The organism is Sulfurospirillum diekertiae, from assembly GCF_011769985.2.
In the GTDB taxonomy this organism is placed as follows: domain Bacteria; phylum Campylobacterota; class Campylobacteria; order Campylobacterales; family Sulfurospirillaceae; genus Sulfurospirillum; species Sulfurospirillum diekertiae.
Genome location: NZ_CP039734.2, coordinates 196,088 through 220,222 on the forward strand (window position 1 = coordinate 196,088; position 24,135 = coordinate 220,222).

Here is a 24,135-nt window from a genome sequence, read left to right on the forward strand (position 1 = left end):
CAGAGCGATGAACGATAAACTAAATCAAATTCTTCAAAAACAGCAACAACAAGTTGATGAGCCACACAAAAAAGAGGATGATATTATTCAATTGGTTGGATTCATTATAGGTCAAGAAGAGTATGCCGTGCCAATTTTGAGTATTCAAGAGATTATCAAACCGATCGAATACACCAGAGTACCTAGTGTACCGACGTATATTTTGGGTGTTTTTAATCTAAGAGGGAGTGTTATTCCTTTGATTGATCTAAGAAGCAAGTTTAAGATGGATCCTTCAAAAGTAACTGAAGATACACGCTACATAGTCATGAAAGGTTCAGATAACACTGCAGGCTTTGTGATTGATCGTTTGACCGAAGCGATTCGTATTAAAAGTAGCCGCATTGGACCACCACCTGAAACGATTCACGCGGAAAAAGGGATGGTTTATGGAATTGGTATGAGAGATGAGAATATCTTAACCATTCTAAAAGTGGAGCAACTTTTAAAAAGAGATTTTTAAATCAAGAAAGAGGTAGCCAAAAAAGATTTGGCTACCTTTACATGTAATGTTAAGACTGCAATAAATCTGCGACTAACTCAAAATTGTTAGCACTCATCATATGAATTTTTGGATGTACTTTTTTAAGTGCTAAAAAAGCGTTGCGCGAAAGTTCAAATCCTACTTTTTTTTCTTCCTCTTCACTGATTTTTTTAGCCTTTGCTAGCTTTTCCATCCAAAGAGGTGGGACATAAATACCTGGCACATGAGCAGCTAAAAATTGAGCTGTACGTAGTTTTACAATCGGGAAAAATCCTAAAATAAGTTGTGTGTGACTCTGCTCTTTATTAGCGGCTGATTTGGCATCTTTTAGAAGTTCTAAAAGCATGGTTGCATTTTCAACACTGTAAACCGGTTGTGTGATAATTCCTACTGCTCCGTGCTCAATCTTTGTTGCCATTTTTTTCATCAAATTTTTAGGAGTATTGGCGTGTGCATTGCAGACGGCAAAAGGGTAGATAGGTTTAGGCTGTGTTTTAAACGGCTTTCCAGAGTAGTCTATTCCTGCATTAAAACATTGAATAATCTCCAAAAGAAGGGTGCTATTGCCTTCAAAAACACCTTTAACAGCTGGCTGATCACTAGCACTTGCAGGATCTCCTGTGAGGCATAAGATCGTTCGTAAATCATAGGCATTTGCCCCTAAAAGATCAGATTGCAAAGCAACTTTATTGCGATCTCTCATGCTCATCGTAGTAATGACAGGTTTCGTAAAACGAGTTTGAAGTTTAAGTGCACCGAAAAAAGCATTAAATTTAAGCCGCGCGAGAGGGTTATCTGTAGTACTAAAACCATCTACTTTTTTATCCAGTCCAAACTGAGCTATCTTTTCAATAATAGGTTCGAATGTCGGCTCGTGCATAGGTGTTGTTTCAAGTGTTAAGAACGTGTCGTATTTGAGTTTTTCAATAAAAGAATCAATCATTTTTTTTCCATAGGTATGAGCTTTTGTGTATTATAACTTAAACAGGGTGCAAAATACTACACTAGTTTACAATCCATTAATCTCTCTGGAGTACAATTTTTCTTTGAAACAGCCATCTTTTACAAAGAAAAAGGTTTGTTTTAAAATTTAAAAGAGGAGTATTCCTGTGAAAAAAATAGTGCTTATGCTAGGTGGTTTATCGATTTTAGGAGCAACGATGTTTGCTGATACCGCTACTGACTTGAAAGCTGATAAACAGAAATTAGCAGCAGATAATCAACAAATCAAAGTGGATGAAAAACAACTCAAAACGGATAAAGTGAATAAGAACAAAGAAGCCATTGAAACAGATAAACAAAAATTGGCGACGGATAAACAACAAAAACAGACAGACAAAGCAAAATTAGAAGCGGATAAAGCTCAAAAAAAAGCAGAGAAAGCTTCCGCTAAACCACCTGTAAGTAATTAATATACACTCAAGGCTAGTTTATCACTAGCCTCCCCCTCTTTCCTTCTCCTCCCCTATAAACTTCACTAAGCAAGATATTGCTATAATTGACCAAAGATAATACATTACAAAAGGATAATCGTGAAGTTGTGCGTTTTCGATTTTGACTCGACACTGATGAATGGCGAAACCATTGATTTTTTGGCAAAAGAGCACGGTGTTGAGAAAGAAGTCTCGATGATAACGGAAGCTGCCATGCGAGGAGAGCTTGATTTTTTTGAGAGTTTAACTACCCGTGTTGGGCTTTTAAAAGGTATGAATGCAAGAAAAGCTGAAGAAATTTGTGCGTCATTGCCGCTGATGAATGGTGCTAAAGAGGCGATTGTGGGGCTGAAAGCAAAAGGGTATACTGTAGTTGTTTTTAGCGGGGGCTTTCGTATTGCAACGACACCAGCAAAGGCAATATTAGGATTTGATGCGGATTTTGCCAATGTGCTACATGCTCGCGATGGTCATTTAAGTGGTCTTGTGGGTGGTGATATGATGTTTGGTTTTTCAAAAGGTGATATGCTAAAACGCGTGCAAAATCTTTTACATGTAAACTATGAAAATACCATTGCAGTAGGGGATGGGGCGAACGATATCTCCATGTTTGAGTGTGCGGCCAAAAAAGTGGCATTTTGTGCCAAACCCATTTTAAAAAATGCGGCCAACGTTGTGATCGATGAGAAAGATATGCGTCATCTTCTCCAATTTATTTAAAAGAGTGAACTAATGTATAAGAATGATATTAAATTTTCGTTATGGTGTGATTTTGTTGAGCGAAGTTTTTTAGAGGGTGAATTTGGTGATTTGATTGAGAAAAAGATTGTTAATGCGGCCACCAGTAATCCTTCAATTTTTAAGTCTGCTTTTTTAGGCTCACCTGCGTATGCGGAGGATAAGGCAAAGCTTCATGGCAAATCTGCCAAAGAAATGTATGAAGCACTAGCGATTGGAGATATTCAACGTGCAGCTAAAAAGCTCTTGCCTCTTTATGAAAAGGGTGATGATGGTTTTATCAGCATAGAGGTTGATCCTTTCTTATGTGATGATGCAGAAGCAACCATTGAAGAGGGAAAACGTCTTTTTAAAGCCATTGGATATCCGAATGTTATGATCAAAGTTCCCGCAACAGAAGAGGGTTTTATTGCGATGGAAGTACTCTTAAGCGAAGGGATTAACGTCAATGCAACATTGATTTTTTCTGACATCCAGACGAAATATTGTCTAGAGGCATTTACGCGTGCGAATGAAACTTTAGTAAAAAAAGGGACTAAAAAACTTCCTCAAGCGGTGATTAGTATCTTTGTGAGTCGATTTGATCGCAAACTGGATGAACACTTCAAAAAAATTGATTTTGTTCTTTCACGCGTGGGGATTATGAACGCAATGAGAGCATATGAGCTTATTCAAAATGCACAGTTGCCAAATGTAAGAGCATTGTTTGCTAGCACCGGTGTTAAAGGTGATGAATTAAGCCCTGATTATTATATTCGCGAATTATTGCTTCCAAATTCGATTAATACAGCACCATTAGGAACGATTAAAGCTTTTATTGGCTCTTCTAAAGAGTGTGAATCTATTGAATTACGTTCTGATTGGATTGAAAACTTTTTTCACTCACTTGCAGCAAATGGCGTTGATATGAATGCCGTATGCGATGAGTTAATGGATGAAGGGTTAAGTGCCTTTAAAGATGCTTTTGTGGAGATTTTAGACGAACTAAAATAGCAAGGAAATCCGATGCAAAACGGGGTAAATGTTAGCGAACTTACGTTTGAGATGACCAAAAAGCTCAAATTTTATTTGAGTAAATTGGTAGAGCATCGCGGAAGTGATTTACATGTAAAAACGGGAACGACGATTCGCGGGCGAATCAACGGTGAAATTGTCTCTTTTTCTAGAGAGGTTCTTGCGTATCAAGATGGTCTTACACTAGCAAAAGAGCTTCTTCGAAGTCGTTTCCCTGAATTGGTAGAGAAAAAAAATATTGACTTTACGTTTAAACTCAACGATGAGTACCGATTTCGTGTCAATATGTTTTTTCAAGTAGATGGTGTCTCAGCGGTTTTTAGAACAATTCCGATGGTACTTCCAACCATAGAATCCCTTCATTTACCTACTATTATTAATACACTTTGTGATCTTCCTCGTGGACTTATCTTGGTGACAGGTCCTACGGGATCAGGTAAAACAACCACGCTGGCTTCCATGATTAATCGCATCAATAAAACACAAAAAAAACATATTATTACGATTGAAGATCCTGTGGAGTTTATTTATAAAGACGAACTATGTGTGGTGAACCAACGTGCGATTGGTCAAGATGCTATTTCGTTTTCAGATGCTTTACGTGCAGCATTGCGTGAAGACCCCGATGTGATTTTAGTCGGTGAGATGAGAGACCTTGAAACGATTGAAACAGCGATGCATGCGGCAGAAACAGGTCACTTAGTGCTCTCCACGTTGCATACGGTGGATGCAAAAGAGACTATAGGACGTATTATTGGTATGTTTCCGGGAAGTGAACAAAACCGCATTAAGATGTCATTAGCATCTGTTTTACAAGGGGTTATTGCACAACGGTTGGTCAAAACAGTCGATCATGGACGAACTGCTGCCGTTGAGATCTTGGTCAAAAATGCAAGAATTGAAGCACTGATTTTAGAAGATCGAGAAGGTGAAATCCCTGATGCCATTAAAGAGGGGAAAGATGTTTATAAAACACAAACATTTGATCAAGCTCTTTTAGGATTATATGCAGAAGGCAAAATTGCGCGTGAAGAAGCCATCCAAAGTTCTACCAGCCGCAATGATATTACAATGGCTTTGGATTTTTACGATGCTGATAAAAGTCAAAAAGAGACACGCAAAGAAACTGTAAGGGTCAGTCTTAAAGAGCTTAAAGAAAATGACAAAGACATTATTGGTTTAAAACAATAAAAGATTTATACATCTTTTAGGTTCAATTTTGTACAATTAGCCCCTTATTTTTTATAAAGGAAAACTATGTTAGAAGGCATCATTAGAGATAGTATCGAAAAAAAGGCTACTAAAGCGCTTCGTAGAGATGGATATCTAATTGCTAATATTTACGGTAAGGGTGAACAAAACATCAATGCTGCATTTAAAGCAAACGAATTCATCAAAGCAGCAAAGAACAAAGAGACTCTTATTTTCCCAGTAAAAGTTGCTGGTAAAGAGTACAATGTTGTGATCCAAGATTACCAAAGAGACCCTGTAAATAGCAACCTTTTACATGTCGATTTACGTATTGCACTCCCAGGTGTTTTAAGTAAATATTTAGTCCCTGTTCTTCTTGAAGGTATTCCCGTAGGTACAAAAAACAAAGGTGTTTTAATCCAATCTAAAAAACGTTTAGCCGTTAAATGTACAGCTGAAAACTTACCAAATAGTTTTATTATTGATGTAAGTAATCTTGATGTGGGGCGCAACTGTTTTAGTCCGTGATATTCCTGTTCCAGCAAACGTCACCATTATGGATGAGACACGTGTTTCTGTTGCCGGAGTTATTAAAGCGAAGTAACGCGAACTCATGACACTGATCGTAGGGCTTGGGAATCCAGACTTACAGTATAAAAATAATCGACATAACGTCGGTTTTATGGTCATCGATGCATTGCTCGATGACCAGTCTTCATGCGAAAAAATCACCAAAGCCAATTTCAAAGGCGAGCTTTTTAAAGTCCCCTCCATGCTTCTTCTTAAACCAGCAACGTATATGAATCTTTCTGGAGAGAGTGTACGTGCCGTGGATGACTACTTTAAGCCCGATCAAATTATTGTTATTCATGATGATTTAGACTTACCCTTTGGAACACTTCGCTTTAAGATAGGTGGTGGGCATGGTGGACACAATGGACTTCGCTCTATTGATGCTCATATAGGACCTGAATACATTAGGGTACGTATTGGTATTGGGAAGCCCTCTTTAAAAAGCGATGTAGCCAAATATGTCCTCTCTGATTTTTCAGCGTGTCAAAGAGAATTTTTACCCGGAATTATTTTACATGTAAAAAAAAGCGTTAAAGCATTACTCACCGGGGATTTAAAAGAAGTTTCGCTACAATACTCGCTTAAACAAACTCTATGTAATGAGGATAAGGCATGAAACTTTTTGAGAAATATATTATTCAAAATTATCTCAAAAATTTCTTCGTTATATTCATTGCACTCGATCTTTTTTATGTGGGCGTTGATCTTCTAACCAACTACAATAACATTCCTGATTCTGCAAATTTACAGATTCTTTATGCACTTTTTCAAGGCATGAATGCTGTCAATTACGTGCTTCCTCTTTCTATCGTTTTTGGTATGATTGTAACTTATTTTGGCATGATTAAGTCAAATGAACTTATCTGTATGTATGCTTCAAGTATTAGTAAACGTTCTCTTGTTAAACCGTTTTTTATTACTTCCCTAGTCTTGACACTTTCTTATATTGGACTCAATTGTACAGAATTTGCATACGCTTATGAGTATAGCTCTAATCTTAAAAAATACAACAGTATTTCCAATAGCGCCGAAGATCTGTTCTTAAAAAACAACAATCAATATATTTATTTCAAAAAACTTGATCCTCTAAAGCAAGTAGCGTATGATGTGACTATCTTTGAAGTTGATAACGTTGATTTAACGAAAGTAATTCGCGCTTCTGTAGCTACTTTTGTTGATAATCATTGGATTTTGGAACATGTGAGCATTACCCATAAGCCCAAAGTTTCTTCATTAGATGACGAAGGTTTTCGTATTGAAAATGTTGAAAAATTGAAAATGATGGAAAATTTTAAACCTAAAATTATGGATAATGTATACCAAAGCGAATATGCCCTTTCTATTAGCGATGGTATAGATGCCTTACGTTTTTTTGATAACCAAAATGTCAATACAAGTAAAATCAAAGCAACACTTTTTTATCAGCTTTTCTTCCCATTTTTTGCTCCTTTCTTAATCGTTGTTTTGTATTATAAAGCGCCAATGATGGGGCGTTATTTTAATATGGCACTTGTTGCTTCTTCTTTCGCTTTTGTAACTCTCGTTGTCTGGAGTGGACTCTTCTTATTAAGTCGTTTAGCGGCTAATGGCGTTATACTCTCCGAAATTGCTATTTTATTTCCTATAATACTTCTTGTTGGTATTGCCGCTTATTTTTATTCCAAACGCTAAAAAGGTTTAATTATTTTTTGTTAAACTTTTTGATAGAATAGATAAATAGTGTTATCTAATGGGTCTTCTTTTGCAATACCCTCATTTAAGGTTTAAAATGACGAAATTCTCTGCATTAGCACAAAAATATGGTACTCCTTTATACGTTTATGATTTTGACACAATTGCTCAAAAATTTTTATTACTAAAAGAGTCCTTTAAAGCACGCAAATCTCTCATCTGTTTTGCTGTAAAATCAAACTCTAATCTCTCTGTGTTGAAACATATAGCAAGCCTAGGTGCAGGATGTGATTGTGTTTCTATAGGCGAAGTTAAGCGCGCTTTAGTTGCCGGTATCCCAAAATATAAAATTATTTTTAGTGGCGTGGGTAAACGAGACGATGAAATCGAAGAGGCACTTCAAAATGATATTTTGATGCTGAATCTTGAGAGTGAAGAAGAGATGAATCGTGTTGAGATGATTGCATCCAAACTAGGGGTGGTTGCACGCATTAGTATCCGCGTCAATCCTAATATTGACCCAAAAACACATCCGTATATTTCAACGGGTCTTCATGAAAATAAATTTGGTGTTGATTTGGAAAGTGCAAAACGGATGTATATTTATGCCAAAAATAGTAGTTCACTTGACCCTGTCGGCATCCATTTTCACATTGGAAGTCAAATAACAGAAGTGGAGCCATTTAAAGAAGCAGCTCTTGTTCTGGCTAACTTGCTTCGTAACCTTAAAGCGCTTAAGATTGATATTAAGTTTTTTGATGTGGGTGGTGGAATTGGTATTCAGTACAAAGATGAAACAACGGTTCCACTTTATGAGTATGCGCAGTCAATTTTTAGTGCGCTGAGTGGTTTAGATGTGACACTTGTATGCGAACCAGGACGTTATTTGGTTGGAGAAAGTGGTTACTTCTTAACACGCGTACTGTATGAAAAAAACAATGGCTTTAAACGCTTTGTCATTGTAGATGGTGCGATGAATGATCTGATTCGCCCTAGCCTTTACCATGCCTATCATGCGATTGAAGTGGAAGGGAAAGAAAACCAAGCCACAACAAAGTGTGATGTAGTTGGGCCTATTTGTGAAAGTGGTGACTTTCTTGCTAAGGATATTGAATTACCTGCTCTTGAGCATGATGATCTCTTAATTGTTAAAAGTGCGGGAGCGTATGGCTTTACGATGAGCAGTAATTATAATACACGCTCACGTGTTGCAGAAATTGCACTTCAAAATGGTGAAGATCGCTTAATTCGCCAACGTGAAAGCTTTGAAGATGTGATTGCTCTGGAGAGAGCATATTTATGAATGATTTAAGATTTGCCATTTTTCAAAATAACTCGTTTAAGTTGTTGAAGGCATCAGAAAAAGCTTTACATGTAAAAGTATTTAGTGCCAACCATTGGGCATAGAAAAGGCAAATTATGCAAACAATAGAACACTATAGAAAAAAGATTGATCATATTGACGATCAGATCTTAAAATTGCTCAATGAACGTATGGAACTGGTCAAAGAGATTGGTCGTGCCAAACAAACGAGTGGAACAGCGATTTATCGACCTGAGCGCGAAAAAGAGATATTAGATCGTCTTAAAGGACTCAATGAAGGTGCTCTCAATCCTAAAGCGATTGATGCCATCTTTTTAGAAGTTTTTGCGGTCAGTCGCAACCTTGAATTTCCTGAGAAAATTGCGTTTATGGGACCAGAGGGAAGTTACACACATCAAGCTGCAGAGAGCCGTTTTGGTGCAATGGGCAGTTATATTGAGCTAAGCTCCATTGAAGCAGTCTTTCACGTCTTGGAAAATGGTGAAGCCAAATACGGTGTCGTTCCCGTAGAAAACAATACGGCCGGTGCGGTAGGGACAACACTGGATTGTTTAGGAAAATTTAACTCAAAAATTGTGGCAGAACTTTACATGGATATTCATCACTCTTTTGCTACGGTATGTGAAGATATTAAAAAAGTGAAACGTATCTATTCACATCCGCAAGGTTATAATCAGTGTCGAAAATTTTTAGAAGAACATATGCTTTTAGGGGTGGAATTTATTCCAACCAAGTCAACGGCAGAAGCAGCTAAAAAAGCAAGTGAAGATTATGATGCTGCGGCAATTTGTTCTCATATTGCTGCTAAATTATCGAATCTGCCCGTCTTATTTGAAAAAATTGAAGACAATATGGCGAACCAAACACGCTTTTTGATTTTGAGTGATTTTAAAAATAAAAAAGGGATTCATAATAAAACCTCCATTCTAGCAAAAACGGATGATAAACCAGGTGGGTTGGTTGAGTTCTTGCAAACGTTTCAAGACCAGAAGGTCAATCTTACCAAGATTGAATCACGCCCAACGAAAGAGAAAGGGTTTCAGTCCATTTTTTATATGGATTTTGAAGGACATATTGATGATGACAATGTCCAAAAAGTGATCGAAGAAAATAGAGATAGATACGATATTAAATGGCTTGGAAGCTATATTTGTGGAGGATGAGAGATGCAATTTAACGGTGTTTTAGACAATTTGAAAACGTATGAAGCGGGCAAACCTATTGAACTTGTGGTACGAGAGTATGGTATTGAACCCCAAGATGTTATTAAACTTGCAAGCAATGAAAATCCAAGAGGCTGTAGCCCTAAAGTAATTGAAGCTGTACGTGCGGAAGCCATCCACATGAACCGTTATCCTGATGATAGTATGTATGAACTCAAAGAGGCTTTAGCGCGCAAGTATCATGTCGAAGATAAAAATATTATTATAGGCTCAGGAAGTGATCAAGTCATCGAGATGGCGATTCATGCCAAAGCGAACGCTAACAGCAAAGTTTTGATGGCAGGCATTACGTTTGCAATGTATGAGATTTATGCGCTTCAAACCGGTGCAAAAGTACTCAGGACTCCCTCCTCTCAACACAATCTTAAAGAGATGCTTGAAATATATAAAGCGAATAAAGATATCTCCATTATTGTTCTTTGTATTCCCAATAACCCACTTGGTGAATGTTTGGATGCCAAAGAAGTGTATGCCTTTTTAGAGCAGATTGACAAAGAGACATTGGTGATCGTTGATGCTGCTTATTTGGAATATGCGCGCGTTAAAGATCCTGCTAAAAATATCGATGCACATGATTTGATCACGAAATATCCAAATGCCATTTACACAGGAACATTTTCTAAAGCCTATGGATTGGGCGGTATGCGTTGTGGATATGGCATTGCTCAACCTGCGATCATTCAAACCTTTTTGAAACTACGTGCACCTTTTAATATTACAAATTTGACTTTGAAAGCTGCGATTGTGGCTCTTAGTGATCAAGCCTTTGTGGATGCTTCTGTGAAAGAAAATTTTGAAGAAATGAAAGTGTATGAGGCGTTTGCAAAAGAGCTTGGATTTAACATTATTGAGAGTTATACGAACTTTATTGTTTTAGCATTTGATGCCAGTAAAAACTCAGGAGTCATTGCACAAAAGTTGATGGAAAAGGGTATAATCGTTAGAAATTTAGGATCGTATGGTATGAATGCTATTCGCGTTACGATAGGAACACCTGAGCAAAACGTACGCTTTTTTGAACTCTTTAAAACAATTTATAAGTAAGAGAAAATAAATGGAGCTTAGAACACTTTTAAATCAAATAGCGACACTGATACAAAACTTGACACTACGTCAAAGGATTGTAGCAGCAGTTTCGATTTGTTGTTCTCATCGGTTTTTTTAGTGTTCCTGACGCTCTACAAGAATTCAACTTCTACTAAAGGCAGTGGTTATAGTGTTCTTTTTGAAAATACAACCGCTGGTGATTCTGCTCTGATTATTCAGCAACTCGAAAAAGAGAAAATCCCATATAAGGTAGTTAATGAAGGTACGATTGCCGTACCGAGTGATGTTGTCCATAAAGAGCGTATAGCTATTGCTGCCCTAGGAATTCCCAAAAACAGTAAAGTTGGTTTTGAAATTTTTGATAAAGCTGAATTTGGTGCCACTGATTTTGAGCAAAAGATAAAATATGTTCGAGCTCTTGAGGGGGAATTGGCGCGTACAATTGAAAGCCTTGGACCCATTGCCAATGCGAGTGTGCATATTGCCATTCCTAAAGAAACTGTATTTGCACAAAAACAAGCCACCCCTACAGCTTCGATTGTTTTAAATATTCGCCCAAGTATGAATCTCTCCGCTAAACAAATTATTGGTATTAAAAATCTTGTTGCAGCTTCTATTTCCAATTTGACTGCTGAAAATGTCTCTATCGTGAATCAAGACGGTGAACCTTTGGGAGATGATCAGAATAACATATTCCAAGGCGAATTGGTTAAAAGTCAAATGCGCTATAAAAAAGAGTTTGAACATAATGTTGAGCAAAAAATTATCAATGTTTTAGCACCTGTTATTGGTGGAGTTGATAAAGTGAATGCAAAAGTAACCATTGATTTTGATTTTTCACAACAAGATTATGTCAGCGAAACGTATGATCCCAATTCTGTACCTCGAAGCGAGCAGAGTGTTGAAGAAAAACGTGAAGGGAAAGAACCGCAAGACGTTGGCGGAGTACCAGGTGCTATAAGTAACATCGGTCCCGTGCAAGGATTAGAGAGTACTAAAAAGGCTGAAACGTATCAAAAAAGCTCTACTACAACGAATTATGAGATTTCTAAAAAAGTCGTTAATTCTAAAGATGAGTTTGCTAAAATTAAACGTTTAACAGCGGCTGTCGTTGTAGATGGCGCCTATAAATATGGTGTAGATAGTAACGGAAAAAAGAAAAGCGAATTAGAATATGCTGCACTTAGCAAAGAACAAATGGATGCTATTCGTGATGTTGTGAAACAAACGGTAGGATATAATCAAACAAGGGGTGATGAGGTTACAGTGAGTAACTTTGAGTTTAAACCACTCTCCAGTGATGGTACTCGCGCTCCTACGAAAGATTTGATGGATAAGGTTTCTAATTATATGGGACCATTGGTTCCATTGCTTAAATATATCATCGTTGGTATCTTACTCTTTGTATTTTACAAGAAAGTCATTATTCCTTTCAGTCACAAAATGGTGGAAACAAAACTGGATGATTTTGAAGATGAAATTGAGCCAATGGCTGCACCAGAAGAAGAGGGCGCTGAGGATACTTTAGAGAAATTTAGACAAGCACGTAAGAAAGTTGAAGATCAATTGGGTATTGGCCAAGACTTTAATGAAGAAGCTTTGAAGTATGATGTTTTATTAGAAAAACTAAAACATTTAGCAGAACAAAAAAGTGAAGAATTTGCATCGCTTTTACAGTCTATGATTCGCAATGAAGGCGATTATGATGGCGGTAAAAATAGCTCTAAGGATCTATCATAATGAAACTTACCGAAGAACAAAAAACCCTTTACAATGAACTTACGATGGCTGAGAAGGCAGCAATTTTGCTCATTCAGTTGGGTGAGGATTCCACGGCTAATCTTTTTTCTCATATGGAGATAGACGTTGTAACCGATATTTCTAAATTTATAGCAACCGCAAAAAATATTGATAAAGCTGTAGCCAATGCGGTACTTGAAGAGTTCTATGTTATTTTACAATCTAACCAGTATATTAGAAGTGGCGGTATGGAGTATGCGAAAGAGATTTTGTACCGTACCTTTGGTGCTGAGGGGGCTCAAAAAATTCTCGATAAACTCTCTAAATCCATGGAAAATTCTCAAAGTTTTGGTTATCTCTCTCAAATTAAGCCTCAGCAGTTAGGTGATTTTATTATTAATGAGCACCCACAAACAGTTGCTCTTATTTTAGCGCATATGGACGCAACCAGTGCGGCTGAAACACTCTCTTTCTTCCCCGATCAACTCAGAAGTGAAGTGACAATTAGAATGGCAAACCTAGGTGAAATCTCACCTTCGGTTGTCAAAAGAGTATCGGCTGTTTTGGAAAATAAACTTGAATCGCTAACGTCTTATAAAGTTGAAGTAGGCGGTCCTCGTGCTGTGGCTGAAATCCTCAACCGTTTAGGTCAAAAAGCTTCTAAAACCACTATTGCGTATATTGAGCAAGCAGATGAGAAACTAGCCTCTGTCATTAAAGATATGATGTTTACGTTTGAAGATATTATGAAACTCGATGGTAATGCAGTCCGTGAAATTCTCAAAGTTGCCGATAAGCGTGATTTGATGGTCGCGCTCAAAGGTTCAGCAGAGGAGTTAAGGAAAAAATTCTTTGAAAATATGTCACAACGTGCACAAGAAGCTTTTGTGGAAGAGATGAATTTCTTGGGAGCTGTACGCGTTAAGGATGTGGAAGAGTCTCAACGAAAGATTGTTGAGGAAGTTCAAAAACTAGCAGAACAAGGCATTCTCCAAATCGGTGAAGCGGAAGAGATGATAGGTTAACATGGTAACAGAAAATATTATCGATAAAGATAGAGTGGATGACCATTCCGTCAAGCCGTATCGATTTAAGGTATTAGGTTCAACACCAGAAGCTTCTGCTGTTCCTTTACATGTAAACGAAGAATATACACAAGAAAGTATGTATGACCCAGAGTCAATGCCTGTGAGTGATGAAATAATCAATATTGCACGCATCGAAGAAGGAACCCAAAATCAGTTTATTGAAGAGTTACTCAAAAAGACAGATGAGTTAACCACAAATGTGGTTAAACTTCAAATTCAGATTGAAAAACAAGAACAAGATTTTAACAACAGACTCAACGAAGAGCTTACACGAGAACGTGAAAATGCTTATGCACAGGGATATCAAAAAGCTAAAGATGAGGCTGAAGTTGCTGTTGCAGAAATGAAGACACGTTATTTGAAATCAATTGGCCATTTGGATACACTCTATAAGAGTCTAGAAGAGCGATTAGCTAAGGTTGAGACAGATATGAGTGTTACCGCTTTTGAAATTGCCAAAGAAGTCATAAAAAAAGAGGTGAGTATATCAAGTTCTAAAATTGCAGCTTCACTTTCAAAAGCACTCCTTCAAGAGGTAAAAGATGCAGTCAAAATTGAACTTAGGGTAAATCCAAAAGACCTAGAGGCGCTTAAAGAGCTTTATGCAGAAGATGAAAAGATAAAAATAACTGCAGATGATGCCATAACCTTAGGTGGTGTAGTCATCTTAAGCGATGTAGGCAATTTGGATGGCAATTTAGCAATGCGCTTAGAAAAAGTAAAATATCTATTACAAGAAAATTAAAAAGTACTGGAAGCCATGAAACAATTAAGAGAATGCTCTATTGAAGAATTAAATGAATATTGTGAACAAATTAGGCAAAAAATTATTCAAACAGTTAGTAAAAATGGGGGACATCTCAGCAGTAATGTGGGAGCCGTTGAGCTCATTGTTGCGATGCATTATGTATTTGATGTAAAAAATGATCCTTTCATTTTTGATGTCAGTCATCAAGCCTATACCCATAAATTAATTACAGATCGTTGGGATCGTTTTGATACACTTCGCGAATTGGATGGTATTAGTGGCTATACACGACCTGATGAATCACCTTATGACTATTTTGTTGCAGGTCACAGCTCAACTTCAATTTCGCTGGCTGTAGGTGCAGCAAAGGCAATAGCGCTTAAAGGTGAACAATACAAACGTGTGCCAGTGGCATTAATTGGGGATGGATCTCTCAGTGCAGGAATGGTTTATGAAGCACTTAATGAGTTGGGAGATCGCAGATACCCCGTTATCATTATTTTGAACGATAATAAAATGAGTATTTCAAAACCCATTGGCGCCATTAGTAAATTTTTATCCAGTGCCATGGCAGGTGATTTTTATCAAAAGATTAAAAAAACAACCGAACAGATTTTACAGTATTTACCAGAGAGTGCGACGTATATGGCGAAGAAGTTCGAAGAGAGTTTTAAATTGATTACGCCAGGTATTTTGTTTGAAGAACTGGGGATTGACTATATTGGTCCCATTGATGGGCACAATTTAGAGAGTCTTATTCGTGCAATGCAATCGGCAAAAAGCTTAAAAAAACCCGTCATTATTCATGCGCAAACACTTAAAGGGAAAGGCTATGAAATGGCCGAAGGATACTATGAAAAATGGCATGGTGTCGGCCCTTTTGATGTAGCCAGCGGAGAAGCTCTCAAAAAAGGTGTGAGTAAAAATGCGACCACGATGTACTCAGAGGCGCTTATGGATTTAGCCAAACAACATGAGAATGTTGTAGGCGTTACGGCTGCTATGCCAAGTGGAACAGGACTAAGCCCACTCATTCAAGCCTATCCTAATCGTTTTTGGGATGTAGCCATTGCGGAACAGCATGCAGTAACATCTATGTGTGCAATGGCAAAAGAAGGATTTAAACCTTACATTACGATTTATTCTACTTTTTTACAAAGAGCTTACGATCAAGTCATTCATGATGCATCTATTTTAAATTTAAACGTTGTTTTTGCGATTGATAGAGCAGGTATTGTAGGCGAAGATGGTGAAACACATCAGGGCGCTTTTGATATCTCCTATTTGAGTGTAATTCCTCATATGACACTGATGGCACCCAGAGATGAAAAAGCAATGCATGCAGCAATTCGATATTCTTATAGTCATCAAGGACCTTTGGCCATTCGTTACCCTAGAGGAAGCTTCTTATCATGTGACGCATTTGAATCCAAACCTTTTGAATATGGCAAGGCACAGCTTCTCAAAGAGGGAAAAAGTAAAATACTGCTTTTAGGCTATGGTAGTGGTGTTGGTAAAGCTGTTGCTACATCAAAAATTTTATCTGAACAAGGGATAGATGTAGCTATCGTCGATTTACGCTTTGCAAAACCTTTGGATGAATCTTTGTTGCTTTCATTGGCTCTTAAATATGATATATGGTATGTCTTTAGTGATAGTGCAAAAATAGGTGGTGTTGGCTCCCTTTTGATGGCATTAAAAGAGAAAAATACTTTACATGTAAAGATCAAAACATTTGAGTACGATGATGCTTTTATTACACATGGGGCAACACATTTAGTCGAAGATAGATTGGGTATTACCATCGAACAATTAGCAGAAAAAATCTTGGAAGAGATGAAGAGATAAAGTAATTAATAAAAAATATTAGTTAATTTATTTTCGGGAAAATTGATCTATAATATGGAATCATTCAAAAAAGATTATAAAGGGAAGGGGGAATAGAGTATGAATGATTTTATCAATCTTCTTAAAACCAAAGAGCTTAAAGCAACACCCCAAAGAATATCTGTTCTCAAAGAGTTAGATAAAAAGGGACATCCAACCATTGATGATCTCTATAATGCACTTAAAAAAGAGAATCCATCTATGTCTTTAGCGACAGTGTATAAAAACCTTGCAACGCTTAAAGAAAAAGGTGTGGTCATTGAGGTGAATACTGCTGAGGGGAAAATGCGTTATGACATCTATTCTAAGCCGCATATTCATCTTGTTTGCCAACAGTGTGGTTCCATTGAAGATGTTGATTATGACCAAAGTTTATTTGAATATCAAACGATATTAGAAACTAATAAGCATGTTAAAATTGATCGAATGGATGTGATTGCAACAGTAAAAGAGTGTTCTGTTTGTAAAAAGAAGTAGTTATCAAAGAAAATAAAGAGAGGAGAGATAATCTCTCTTCTCTTTATCGATTAAAGTTTATCAGAGTTATGAGCTAAATAATCAGCAACACCTGCCGTGCTGGCTGTCATTCCTTTGTCGCCTTTTTGCCAACCCGCTGGGCATACTTCACCATATTCATTGGTAAAGAGCATAGTATCAATCATTCTTAACATCTCATCAATGTTTCTTCCAAGAGGTAAGTCATTGATAACAGCATGTCTTACAGTACCATCTTTGTCGATAAGAAAAGAACCGCGTAACGCAACACTGCCATTTAATAAAACATCATAATCACGAGAAATTTGTTTGGTAATATCAGCCACTAAAGGAAATCTTACTTGACCAATTCCGCCTTGATTAATAGGAGTGTTTTTCCATGCAAAATGTGAAAATTGTGAGTCGATAGATGCACCAATAACATTAATGCCACGGTTTTTAAACTCTTCTAGTCTTTTATCAAATGCAATGATTTCAGAAGGACATACAAATGTAAAATCAAGTGGATAGAAGAAGAGAACAGTCCCTTTTGATCCAAAGTTTTCATAGAGATTAAAATTATCGACAATTTGATTGTCACCTAAAACAGCAGTTGCGGTAAAGTCAGGAGCTTTATTAGTTACTAACATAATTATCCTTTTATTGAGAATTTTTATTGATACAGAAATTATACAATTAAATAGAAAAAAATATTTTAATTAATAAGACTAATTTTACCCAGTAAGCTTTTATCCAAATTAAGTTCGAAATTCTCCTAGCTTATGATTAAGGTTCTCAGTCATTTTACTGAGATGTTCAGCAGCGCCTGCAATTTCTTCAACGCTACGGCTATTTTCCATTGAAATTTTGTTAATTTCTCCTATCTTATGAATCATGATTTCAATCTCTTCTCCTGTTTGAAGATAACTATTAACAGTATTCTCTGTAATTTTAGTCACTTCATTAATAATGACAAAACTTTCTTGGAGACTATTTTCAACTTGTTGAGCGGTATTGGCTAATTCTTCTATCTTTTCTGAATTATGACTCATTTGCTCACTGGAATTAACGATTGATTGTACAATAACATTAATGGTTGCATTGATCTCTATAAGACTTTTTTGAGTGCGTTCTGCAAGTTTACGTACTTCATCTGCAACAACTGCAAAGCCACGCCCATGTTCACCAGCACGTGCTGCTTCAATAGCGGCATTTAGTGCTAAAAGATTCGTCTGATCCGCAATGTCACTAATCACTGTTAAAATACTTCTAACCTGCTCTGCATCGGTACTCAGTTGATTAAGTTTTTGTGCAAGTTCAATCTCTGTTACGGAACTTTTTTGTATCTCTTCTGTTAGGGCAATAACAGCATTACTAGCTGTTTTAAGTGCACCATTCGCTTTTGTCATATCCTCTTTACTGTTCTTGGCTTGATCAATAGAAATAGTCATATCTTCACGTACTCGATTAGCTTGGTTTGTTGTATCCAAAACAATAGTCGTTGATTTTTCAACAAGTTTTTCAACTTGTAAGGAAGTTGTGGATAATTCATGTGAAATGGAAGAATTTTCGCTAGAAAGTGATTTAGCATTACAAATGAGAATACGCACTTTTTCAATAAAATGATTAATTTGTTCGCTTGCTTGTGCTATTTCATCATTGCCTTTAATTTCTAAATGGCGTGTAAGATCACCATCGCCACTAGAAAGATCTCTTGCTTTTTCTATGAGATTATTAAGAGGTTTTGTAATGATTTGATTAATAAGTGTCCAGATAATAAACACAATAATAAGTGTCATAATAAAAGAAGTGATAATAAGATTGTTTCTTAGCTTGTCATTAGCAGCTTGAAAATCTTTTTCGTTCGCTTTAGCAACCAATATCCAATTCCATTTATTAAAGGGTTGGAAGCTGACAATTTTTGCTTCATCATCTTCTTGAATGTGTAGCATGCCCTGTTTTTGTCCTAAAATTTGTTTATCAAGGTCAGAAGTAATCTTGGAACTATCAACTTTTGGATGAATATCATATGACTCACTTTTGGTATTGATCGCATAAAAATAACCATTTTCTCCAATTTTCATACCATTGATTTGTTGTTTCAATGCTTTAAGGCCTTCTGTGAAGTTATAGCCAATAAATAAAATTCCTACAATTTTATCATTTTCAATAATCGGTGAATAAACGGTGATATAATTTTGACCAAAAAGCCTTGCGCTTCCAATATATTTTTGCTTTTTCATAATAGGTTCATATGCTGGGCTTGTTTTCCCTAACATGGTTCCCATAGCGCGTGATCCATCTTCTTTTTTTAGTGAAGTGGAAACACGAACAAAATCATCACCATGAAAAGCGAAAATAGTAGCAACAGCGCCCGTGAGGTTCGTAAATGTATCTACTTTTACGAAATTATTATTTAATGTATGACCATCAGCTGCAATTAAAGGTGTTTCAACACCATGAACCATGATTTTTTCACTCGCATTTATATGAAAATTACTAAATTCTGATTCAAAAACAGTAAAAAGCTTGATAGCAGTATCCTCAAGTGCACTATTATAAACGTTTACAGTTTGCTCTAATCCCGTAAGATTTGCAGTAATCTTTTGTTCAGTTTCTTGTTTAATATAGCTACTCAAATAAATATTGATGTAAAAGATAAAAGCAAAAATTGCAAAAGAAACAATTAATACCTGTAAAATAGTTACTTTTTTAGCTAATGAATTCATTTATATCTCCATATATAATGTATATTTAAATATATAGTATGAAAAAAACCCTTTGGAAAAGTTAAATAAGAAACATAAAAGTTAAATATTTGTTTACCTTTTAATAAAATAAACATCGATGAATGATTCAATAAGTTAGATCTATCTAGAAATTTTTATTTAACCTGATTTTTTTAATCTAAGCTATTTTCATGCTACGAACTTAATGTAAGATTTCTTTGATAAAAGATTTTGATACAAGGCGTCTTGGTTAGAAAGAAGGTTCCAGTTCAAACTGGCTAAATTAAACCGTTTGTTAGTTTTTAACTAGTAATTTGGGTTTAATATCAATTTTAATTTAGTTTGGATATAGTTTTTCGTTAGTATAAAAACCAATTGAGGAGAAATTATGGCAGTAAAAATTACTGATATTTGTATTGCATGTGGCGCCTGTATTGATGAGTGCCCGGTAGAAGCAATTGTGGACGATAGTGATAACCCAACAGGTGCAGATATCTATTATGTCTATGCTGACAAATGTGTTGAGTGTGTAGGACATCATGATGCCCCAGCGTGTGCTGAAGCTTGCCCAACTGAAGGTTGTATTGTATGGGATGCTCCATATGCAGGACAACCAAGTCGTGACGAGATCAGTGCAGATATGCGAAAAGGTACAACGCCTTGCGCTGAATAATAACTACAAAGAGGGGAAACCCTCTTTGTCTTTCTATATTTAAAAATAGTATTTAATTGATATTAAAAAAAAATTCTGCTATACTCCCACGTTCTAATTCCCTACAAAGTTATGAAATTCAATTATATATAGGAGAGGATTGTGGAGAACACATTATCCATTATTAAACCAGATGCAGTAGCAAAAAATGTTATTGGTAAAATTGTTGACAGATTTGAATCAAATGGGTTAAAAATTGCAGCGATGAAAAAAGTCCAACTTAGTCAAGCAGATGCTGAGGCTTTTTATGCAGTTCATGCAAGTAGACCATTTTTTGGTGATCTTGTTAAATTTATGATTAGTGGACCTGTTGTGGTTATGGTTCTAGAAGGCGAAAATGCCGTTCTTAAAAATCGTGATCTTATGGGTGCAACGAATCCTAAAGAAGCAGCAAAAGGTACTATTAGAGCTGATTTTGCTGATAGTATTGATGCAAATGCAGTTCATGGTAGCGATAGCTTAGAGAATGCAAAAATCGAAATCGATTTCTTTTTTGCCAGAAGAGAAATTCTCTAATTTCAATGAAAATTGAATTCAAAAAAGTTCCCACAACTGGGATTCATTTTGAAACATCTTTGGATGAAATTAGATTTTTTGGTGAGGCATTAAAAATAGGCAAGACAATGGTGAAATGCACAGGTCAATTGGAAGGGACACTTCCTCATCTGTGCGACCGATGTGGCGAAAATTTTGAGTTAACGGTTAATGAGCGTGTTGAAGTCTTTGCACAAGAAGGTCTTTACGAAGATCAAGAAGGTGAAGAGCTTTTAAATATAATAGAATTTTTTGATGGTTCGATTGATCTTGATTCAATACTTCAAAGTGAAATTGAAGCTTTCAAAAGCGATTACCACTATTGTGGACAATGTGAACAACTAAAAGGAGAATAAAATGGCTGTACCTAAGAGAAGAGTGAGTAAAACCAGAGGCGCAAAAAGAAGAACACACTACAAAGTAACACTTCCTATGCCAGTTAAAGACAGTGATGGAACATGGAAAATGCCTCATAGAGTGAACAAAACAACAGGCGAATATAAAAACTAAATGCTAACCATAGCAATTGACGCGATGGGCGGAGACTTCGGTCCCGCTCCTATTGTTGAAGGTACGCTTCAGGCGCTTAAAGAGCGTCAATTTAAAGCACTGCTTGTCGGGGACATTAATGTTCTCAAACCTCTTATCCCTCAAGAATACTTAGCTAAAATCTCTTTTGTTGAAGCATCAGATATTTTAGATATGCATGAAGCAGCCACAAATGCTCTCAAACGCAAAGAAACATCTATTTATAAAGCTGTTGATCTTGTCAAAGATAAAGTAGCCGATGCTGTTGTTTCGATGGGGCATAGTGGTGCAACAATGAGCTTAGCAACGCTTCGTATTGGAAGGCTCAAAGGTGTTTTACGTCCTGCCATTGCTACAATTATGCCAACAGCAGTGCCTGGAAAGCTTAGTCTTGTATTAGATGTTGGCGCCAATGTTGACTGCAAAGCAGAGCATTTAGCACAATTTGCTATTATGGGTGAAACCTATGCTAAAGATGTTTTGAAAATTGCTAAGCCAAAAGTTGGACTCCTTTCTAATGGTGAAGAAGAGAGTAAAGGCAATGAGATAACAAAAGAGGCATTTGCAATCCTGAAAAAAATTGAGAGTTTTGTCGGCAATGTTGAAGGGAATAATGTTTTTGATGGTTCCGTAGATGTCATTGTTTGTGATGGTTTTGTAGGAAATATTTTGCTGAAAGCGAGTGAAGGCGTGGCAGATTCTATTACAAAAATTATCAAACAAAATGTACGTCGCTCACCATTAGCAATTGCAGGGGCAGTGCTTATGCGTAAAGTTTTTAAAGTGCTTAAAAAGCAAGTTGACTATGCAGAGTACGGCGGTGCTCCACTTATTGGAATTAATGGGTGTGCCATTATTGGACATGGTAAGAGTAATGCAAAAGCAGTCAAAAATGCTATTTATCAGGCGATTAATTTCTCAAGCTCTGGTATTAACACAGATATTGAACAAAAACTAGTGCTATTAGAGCAATAAAGGATTAATGTGTATGCATCTTTAAAATCCATCGGAGGCTATGCCCCTTCTCGTGTTTTGAGTAATTTAGACCTTGAGAAGATGGTTGAAACAAGTGACGAATGGATTGAGAAACGTACAGGTATTAAAGAGAGACGTATTGCCTCAGTGGAAGAAGCAACGAGTGATCTAGGGGTGAAGGCAGCTGAGAAGGCTATTGAACGCGCAGGCATAACTAAAGAAGAGATTGATCTGATCATCTGCGCGACACTCTCCCCTGATTATTTTTGTATGCCTTCTACTGCATGTGTTATTGCTGGAAAACTAGGTATTAATGATGTCATGGCATTTGACATTAGTGCTGCATGCAGTGGATTTGTCTATATGCTTTCAATGGCCAAAGCTTTTATTGAATCAGGTGCAAAGAAAAATATTTTATTGATTGGTGCCGAAAAAATTAGTAGCGTGGTTGATTATACCGATCGTGGTACATGTATTCTTTTTGGTGATGGTGCGGGTGCTGCTATTATTGGTGCAACTGAAAATAAAAACGAAGCTATTTTAGATATTCACGCTTCGGCTGATGGTCGTTATGGCGACCTTTTAATTACTCCAGGGTGTGGCTCAAAATACCCTTGCTCTCAAGAAACACTGGATAATAAACTGAATTACATCAAAATGCAGGGTAACGATGTTTATAAAGTAGCAGTAAAAACACTCACAAACGATGTGATTGAGATTTTAGAAAAAAACAATATCACTTCTTCACAGATTGATCATTTTATACCCCATCAAGCGAATATGAGAATTATTGAAGCTGTCCGTGCAAAGCTTGATTTCCCTCTTGAAAAAACTATTTTAACCGTTGCAAAATATGGCAACACCTCGGCAGCCTCAATACCGATGGCAATTAATGACGCCTATGAAGAGGGACGTATCAAGAAAGGCGATTTAATGCTTTTAGATACCTTTGGTGGTGGTTTTACATGGGCTAGTGGTCTTGTAAGGTTTGGTGGTAACTAATATTCTTTGATACCTTCATAAAGGTTAACGATTATGGAAGTCTTACACGCATTAAAGTCTGAAATTTCAAAGGTAATCGTTGGTCATTCGAAGCTCATTGACTCGCTGATTATTGCACTGCTCTGTGATGGGCATGTTCTGATTGAAGGTGTTCCAGGACTTGCGAAAACAACAACGATCAATACGCTTGCAAAAGCATTAGGACTCTCCTTTGGCAGAGTTCAATTTACGCCCGATCTTCTTCCGAGTGATATTATAGGCGCCGAAATTTATAACCCAAAAAGTGGTGAATTTGTGGTCAAAAAAGGGCCTATTTTTACGAATCTTCTCTTAGCCGATGAGATCAATCGTGCCCCTGCAAAAGTGCAATCAGCTCTTTTAGAGGCGATGCAAGAGTATCAAGTTACGATTGGAGATCAGAGCCTTAAGCTTCCACGTCCTTTTTTCGTGCTAGCTACCCAAAATCCTATCGAATCAACAGGAACGTATAGTTTACCAGAAGCGCAACTCGATCGCTTTATGATGAAACTACTGGTGGGTTACAATACCAAAGAAGAAGAGATACGCATGGCACGCAATGTGGCACTTGGAATACACGAGTCTATTGCGACTGTTTTAAAAAGTACAGAACTTCTATCACTTCAAAATCAACTCAAATCAATTCACATTGATCCACAGATTGAAAACTATATTGCCGATCTTATTTTTGCTTCACGTAAGCCAAAAATGTATGGATTGGTCAAATTAGAAAATTTCATTCGTTTTGGAGCAAGTCCTCGTGCCACGATTGATTTACATAAAGCATCACGAGCCCATGCACTGCTTTTAGGCAGAGATTTTGTAACGCCTGTTGATGTGGCAAGTGTGGGTAAAGAAGTCATGCGTCATCGTATTATTCTCAGTTATGAAGCAGAAGCACAAGGCATCAGTACCGATTCGGTTATTGATACACTGATAGAGACAATTCCTCTTCCTTGATCC

General features: G+C 36.8%; 25 protein-coding genes and 1 pseudogene. 23 read left to right on the forward strand and 3 right to left on the reverse strand.

Going from position 1 to position 24,135, the window contains the following annotated elements:
- Positions 1 to 7 precede the first annotated feature (7 nt).
- Entirely contained in the window at positions 8 to 502 is a 495-nt protein-coding gene (locus tag FA584_RS01090; protein ID WP_096045603.1) for a chemotaxis protein CheW, read from the forward strand.
- Between the two features lie 49 nt (positions 503 to 551).
- Here the strand turns inward: FA584_RS01090 and FA584_RS01095 are convergent, their stop codons facing one another.
- Complete coding sequence (locus FA584_RS01095) at positions 552 to 1,466, reverse strand: methylenetetrahydrofolate reductase (RefSeq protein WP_096045604.1); 915 nt, start codon at positions 1,464 to 1,466, stop codon at positions 552 to 554.
- A 166-nt stretch (positions 1,467 to 1,632) separates the two neighbouring features.
- Between FA584_RS01095 and FA584_RS01100 the strand changes: the two genes are divergently transcribed.
- From FA584_RS01100 to FA584_RS01170, 15 genes and pseudogenes are all read left to right on the forward strand, one after another.
- Entirely contained in the window at positions 1,633 to 1,935 is a 303-nt protein-coding gene (locus FA584_RS01100; RefSeq protein ID WP_167750008.1) for a hypothetical protein, read from the forward strand.
- A gap of 120 nt (positions 1,936 to 2,055) precedes the next feature.
- Entirely contained in the window at positions 2,056 to 2,676 is a 621-nt protein-coding gene (serB, locus tag FA584_RS01105) for a phosphoserine phosphatase SerB (protein ID WP_096045606.1), read from the forward strand.
- Between the two features lie 12 nt (positions 2,677 to 2,688).
- Entirely contained in the window at positions 2,689 to 3,687 is a 999-nt protein-coding gene (locus FA584_RS01110) for a transaldolase (protein WP_167750009.1), read from the forward strand.
- A gap of 12 nt (positions 3,688 to 3,699) precedes the next feature.
- Positions 3,700 to 4,899, forward strand: coding sequence for a type IV pilus twitching motility protein PilT (locus FA584_RS01115; RefSeq protein ID WP_096045609.1), 1,200 nt, complete (start codon positions 3,700 to 3,702; stop codon positions 4,897 to 4,899).
- Positions 4,900 to 4,965: 66 nt separating this feature from the next.
- Positions 4,966 to 5,503 (forward strand): annotated as a pseudogene (locus FA584_RS01120) (50S ribosomal protein L25/general stress protein Ctc).
- A 9-nt stretch (positions 5,504 to 5,512) separates the two neighbouring features.
- Positions 5,513 to 6,088 (forward strand): aminoacyl-tRNA hydrolase, encoded by a 576-nt coding sequence (gene pth, locus FA584_RS01125; protein ID WP_167750010.1) that lies wholly within the window; start codon positions 5,513 to 5,515, stop codon positions 6,086 to 6,088.
- Positions 6,085 to 7,143 carry an LptF/LptG family permease gene (locus FA584_RS01130; protein ID WP_096045612.1) on the forward strand — a complete coding sequence of 353 codons (1,059 nt, stop codon included), beginning with the start codon at positions 6,085 to 6,087 and terminating at the stop codon, positions 7,141 to 7,143. The genes pth and FA584_RS01130 overlap by 4 nt, the downstream gene beginning before the upstream one ends.
- 97 nt (positions 7,144 to 7,240) lie before the next feature.
- Positions 7,241 to 8,446 (forward strand): diaminopimelate decarboxylase, encoded by a 1,206-nt coding sequence (gene lysA, locus FA584_RS01135; protein WP_167750011.1) that lies wholly within the window; start codon positions 7,241 to 7,243, stop codon positions 8,444 to 8,446.
- 116 nt (positions 8,447 to 8,562) lie between these two features.
- Positions 8,563 to 9,630 carry a prephenate dehydratase gene (gene pheA / locus FA584_RS01140; protein ID WP_167750012.1) on the forward strand — a complete coding sequence of 356 codons (1,068 nt, stop codon included), beginning with the start codon at positions 8,563 to 8,565 and terminating at the stop codon, positions 9,628 to 9,630.
- A 3-nt stretch (positions 9,631 to 9,633) separates the two neighbouring features.
- The gene (gene hisC / locus FA584_RS01145) at positions 9,634 to 10,734 is read left to right on the forward strand and encodes a histidinol-phosphate transaminase (protein WP_167750013.1); all 1,101 of its coding nucleotides are present in this window, start codon (positions 9,634 to 9,636) and stop codon (positions 10,732 to 10,734) included.
- 99 nt (positions 10,735 to 10,833) lie between these two features.
- Entirely contained in the window at positions 10,834 to 12,477 is a 1,644-nt protein-coding gene (fliF, locus tag FA584_RS01150; RefSeq protein ID WP_369806283.1) for a flagellar basal-body MS-ring/collar protein FliF, read from the forward strand.
- On the forward strand, positions 12,474 to 13,502 hold the full coding sequence (gene fliG / locus FA584_RS01155) for a flagellar motor switch protein FliG (protein ID WP_226372275.1): 1,029 nt from the start codon (positions 12,474 to 12,476) through the stop codon (positions 13,500 to 13,502). Before fliF ends, fliG begins: the two co-directional genes overlap by 4 nt.
- A 1-nt stretch (position 13,503) precedes the next feature.
- On the forward strand, positions 13,504 to 14,310 hold the full coding sequence (fliH, locus tag FA584_RS01160) for a flagellar assembly protein FliH (protein WP_096045617.1): 807 nt from the start codon (positions 13,504 to 13,506) through the stop codon (positions 14,308 to 14,310).
- Between the two features lie 15 nt (positions 14,311 to 14,325).
- Positions 14,326 to 16,161 (forward strand): 1-deoxy-D-xylulose-5-phosphate synthase, encoded by a 1,836-nt coding sequence (gene dxs / locus FA584_RS01165; RefSeq protein WP_167750014.1) that lies wholly within the window; start codon positions 14,326 to 14,328, stop codon positions 16,159 to 16,161.
- Between the two features lie 99 nt (positions 16,162 to 16,260).
- Positions 16,261 to 16,677: a Fur family transcriptional regulator gene (locus tag FA584_RS01170; protein WP_096045618.1), complete on the forward strand. Its 417-nt coding sequence runs from the start codon at positions 16,261 to 16,263 to the stop codon at positions 16,675 to 16,677.
- 50 nt (positions 16,678 to 16,727) lie between these two features.
- Here FA584_RS01170 and FA584_RS01175 read toward each other — a convergent pair whose 3' ends face one another.
- Positions 16,728 to 17,324, reverse strand: a complete 597-nt coding sequence (locus FA584_RS01175; protein WP_087437535.1) for a peroxiredoxin — start codon at positions 17,322 to 17,324, stop codon at positions 16,728 to 16,730.
- A 108-nt stretch (positions 17,325 to 17,432) separates the two neighbouring features.
- Positions 17,433 to 19,403, reverse strand: coding sequence for a methyl-accepting chemotaxis protein (locus FA584_RS01180; protein ID WP_167750015.1), 1,971 nt, complete (start codon positions 19,401 to 19,403; stop codon positions 17,433 to 17,435).
- A gap of 388 nt (positions 19,404 to 19,791) precedes the next feature.
- Here FA584_RS01180 and FA584_RS01185 point away from each other — a divergent pair, with 388 nt between their 5' ends.
- The 7 genes from FA584_RS01185 (at position 19,792) to FA584_RS01215 (ending at position 24,132) form a co-directional block, all read left to right on the forward strand.
- Entirely contained in the window at positions 19,792 to 20,076 is a 285-nt protein-coding gene (locus FA584_RS01185; RefSeq protein ID WP_041956163.1) for a DUF362 domain-containing protein, read from the forward strand.
- Positions 20,077 to 20,217: 141 nt separating this feature from the next.
- Entirely contained in the window at positions 20,218 to 20,631 is a 414-nt protein-coding gene (gene ndk, locus FA584_RS01190) for a nucleoside-diphosphate kinase (RefSeq protein WP_096045620.1), read from the forward strand.
- Between the two features lie 5 nt (positions 20,632 to 20,636).
- Positions 20,637 to 21,005 (forward strand): DUF177 domain-containing protein, encoded by a 369-nt coding sequence (locus FA584_RS01195; RefSeq protein WP_167750016.1) that lies wholly within the window; start codon positions 20,637 to 20,639, stop codon positions 21,003 to 21,005.
- Between the two features lies 1 nt (position 21,006).
- A complete protein-coding gene (gene rpmF, locus FA584_RS01200) occupies positions 21,007 to 21,159 on the forward strand; it encodes a 50S ribosomal protein L32 (RefSeq protein ID WP_041956166.1) in 153 nt (50 codons plus the stop codon).
- Entirely contained in the window at positions 21,160 to 22,152 is a 993-nt protein-coding gene (gene plsX, locus FA584_RS01205; protein ID WP_096045622.1) for a phosphate acyltransferase PlsX, read from the forward strand. It begins immediately after the preceding gene.
- Between the two features lie 9 nt (positions 22,153 to 22,161).
- Complete coding sequence (locus FA584_RS01210; RefSeq protein ID WP_167750017.1) at positions 22,162 to 23,154, forward strand: beta-ketoacyl-ACP synthase III; 993 nt, start codon at positions 22,162 to 22,164, stop codon at positions 23,152 to 23,154.
- A 30-nt stretch (positions 23,155 to 23,184) separates the two neighbouring features.
- Positions 23,185 to 24,132 (forward strand): AAA family ATPase, encoded by a 948-nt coding sequence (locus FA584_RS01215; protein ID WP_167750670.1) that lies wholly within the window; start codon positions 23,185 to 23,187, stop codon positions 24,130 to 24,132.
- Positions 24,133 to 24,135: the final 3 nt, after the last annotated feature.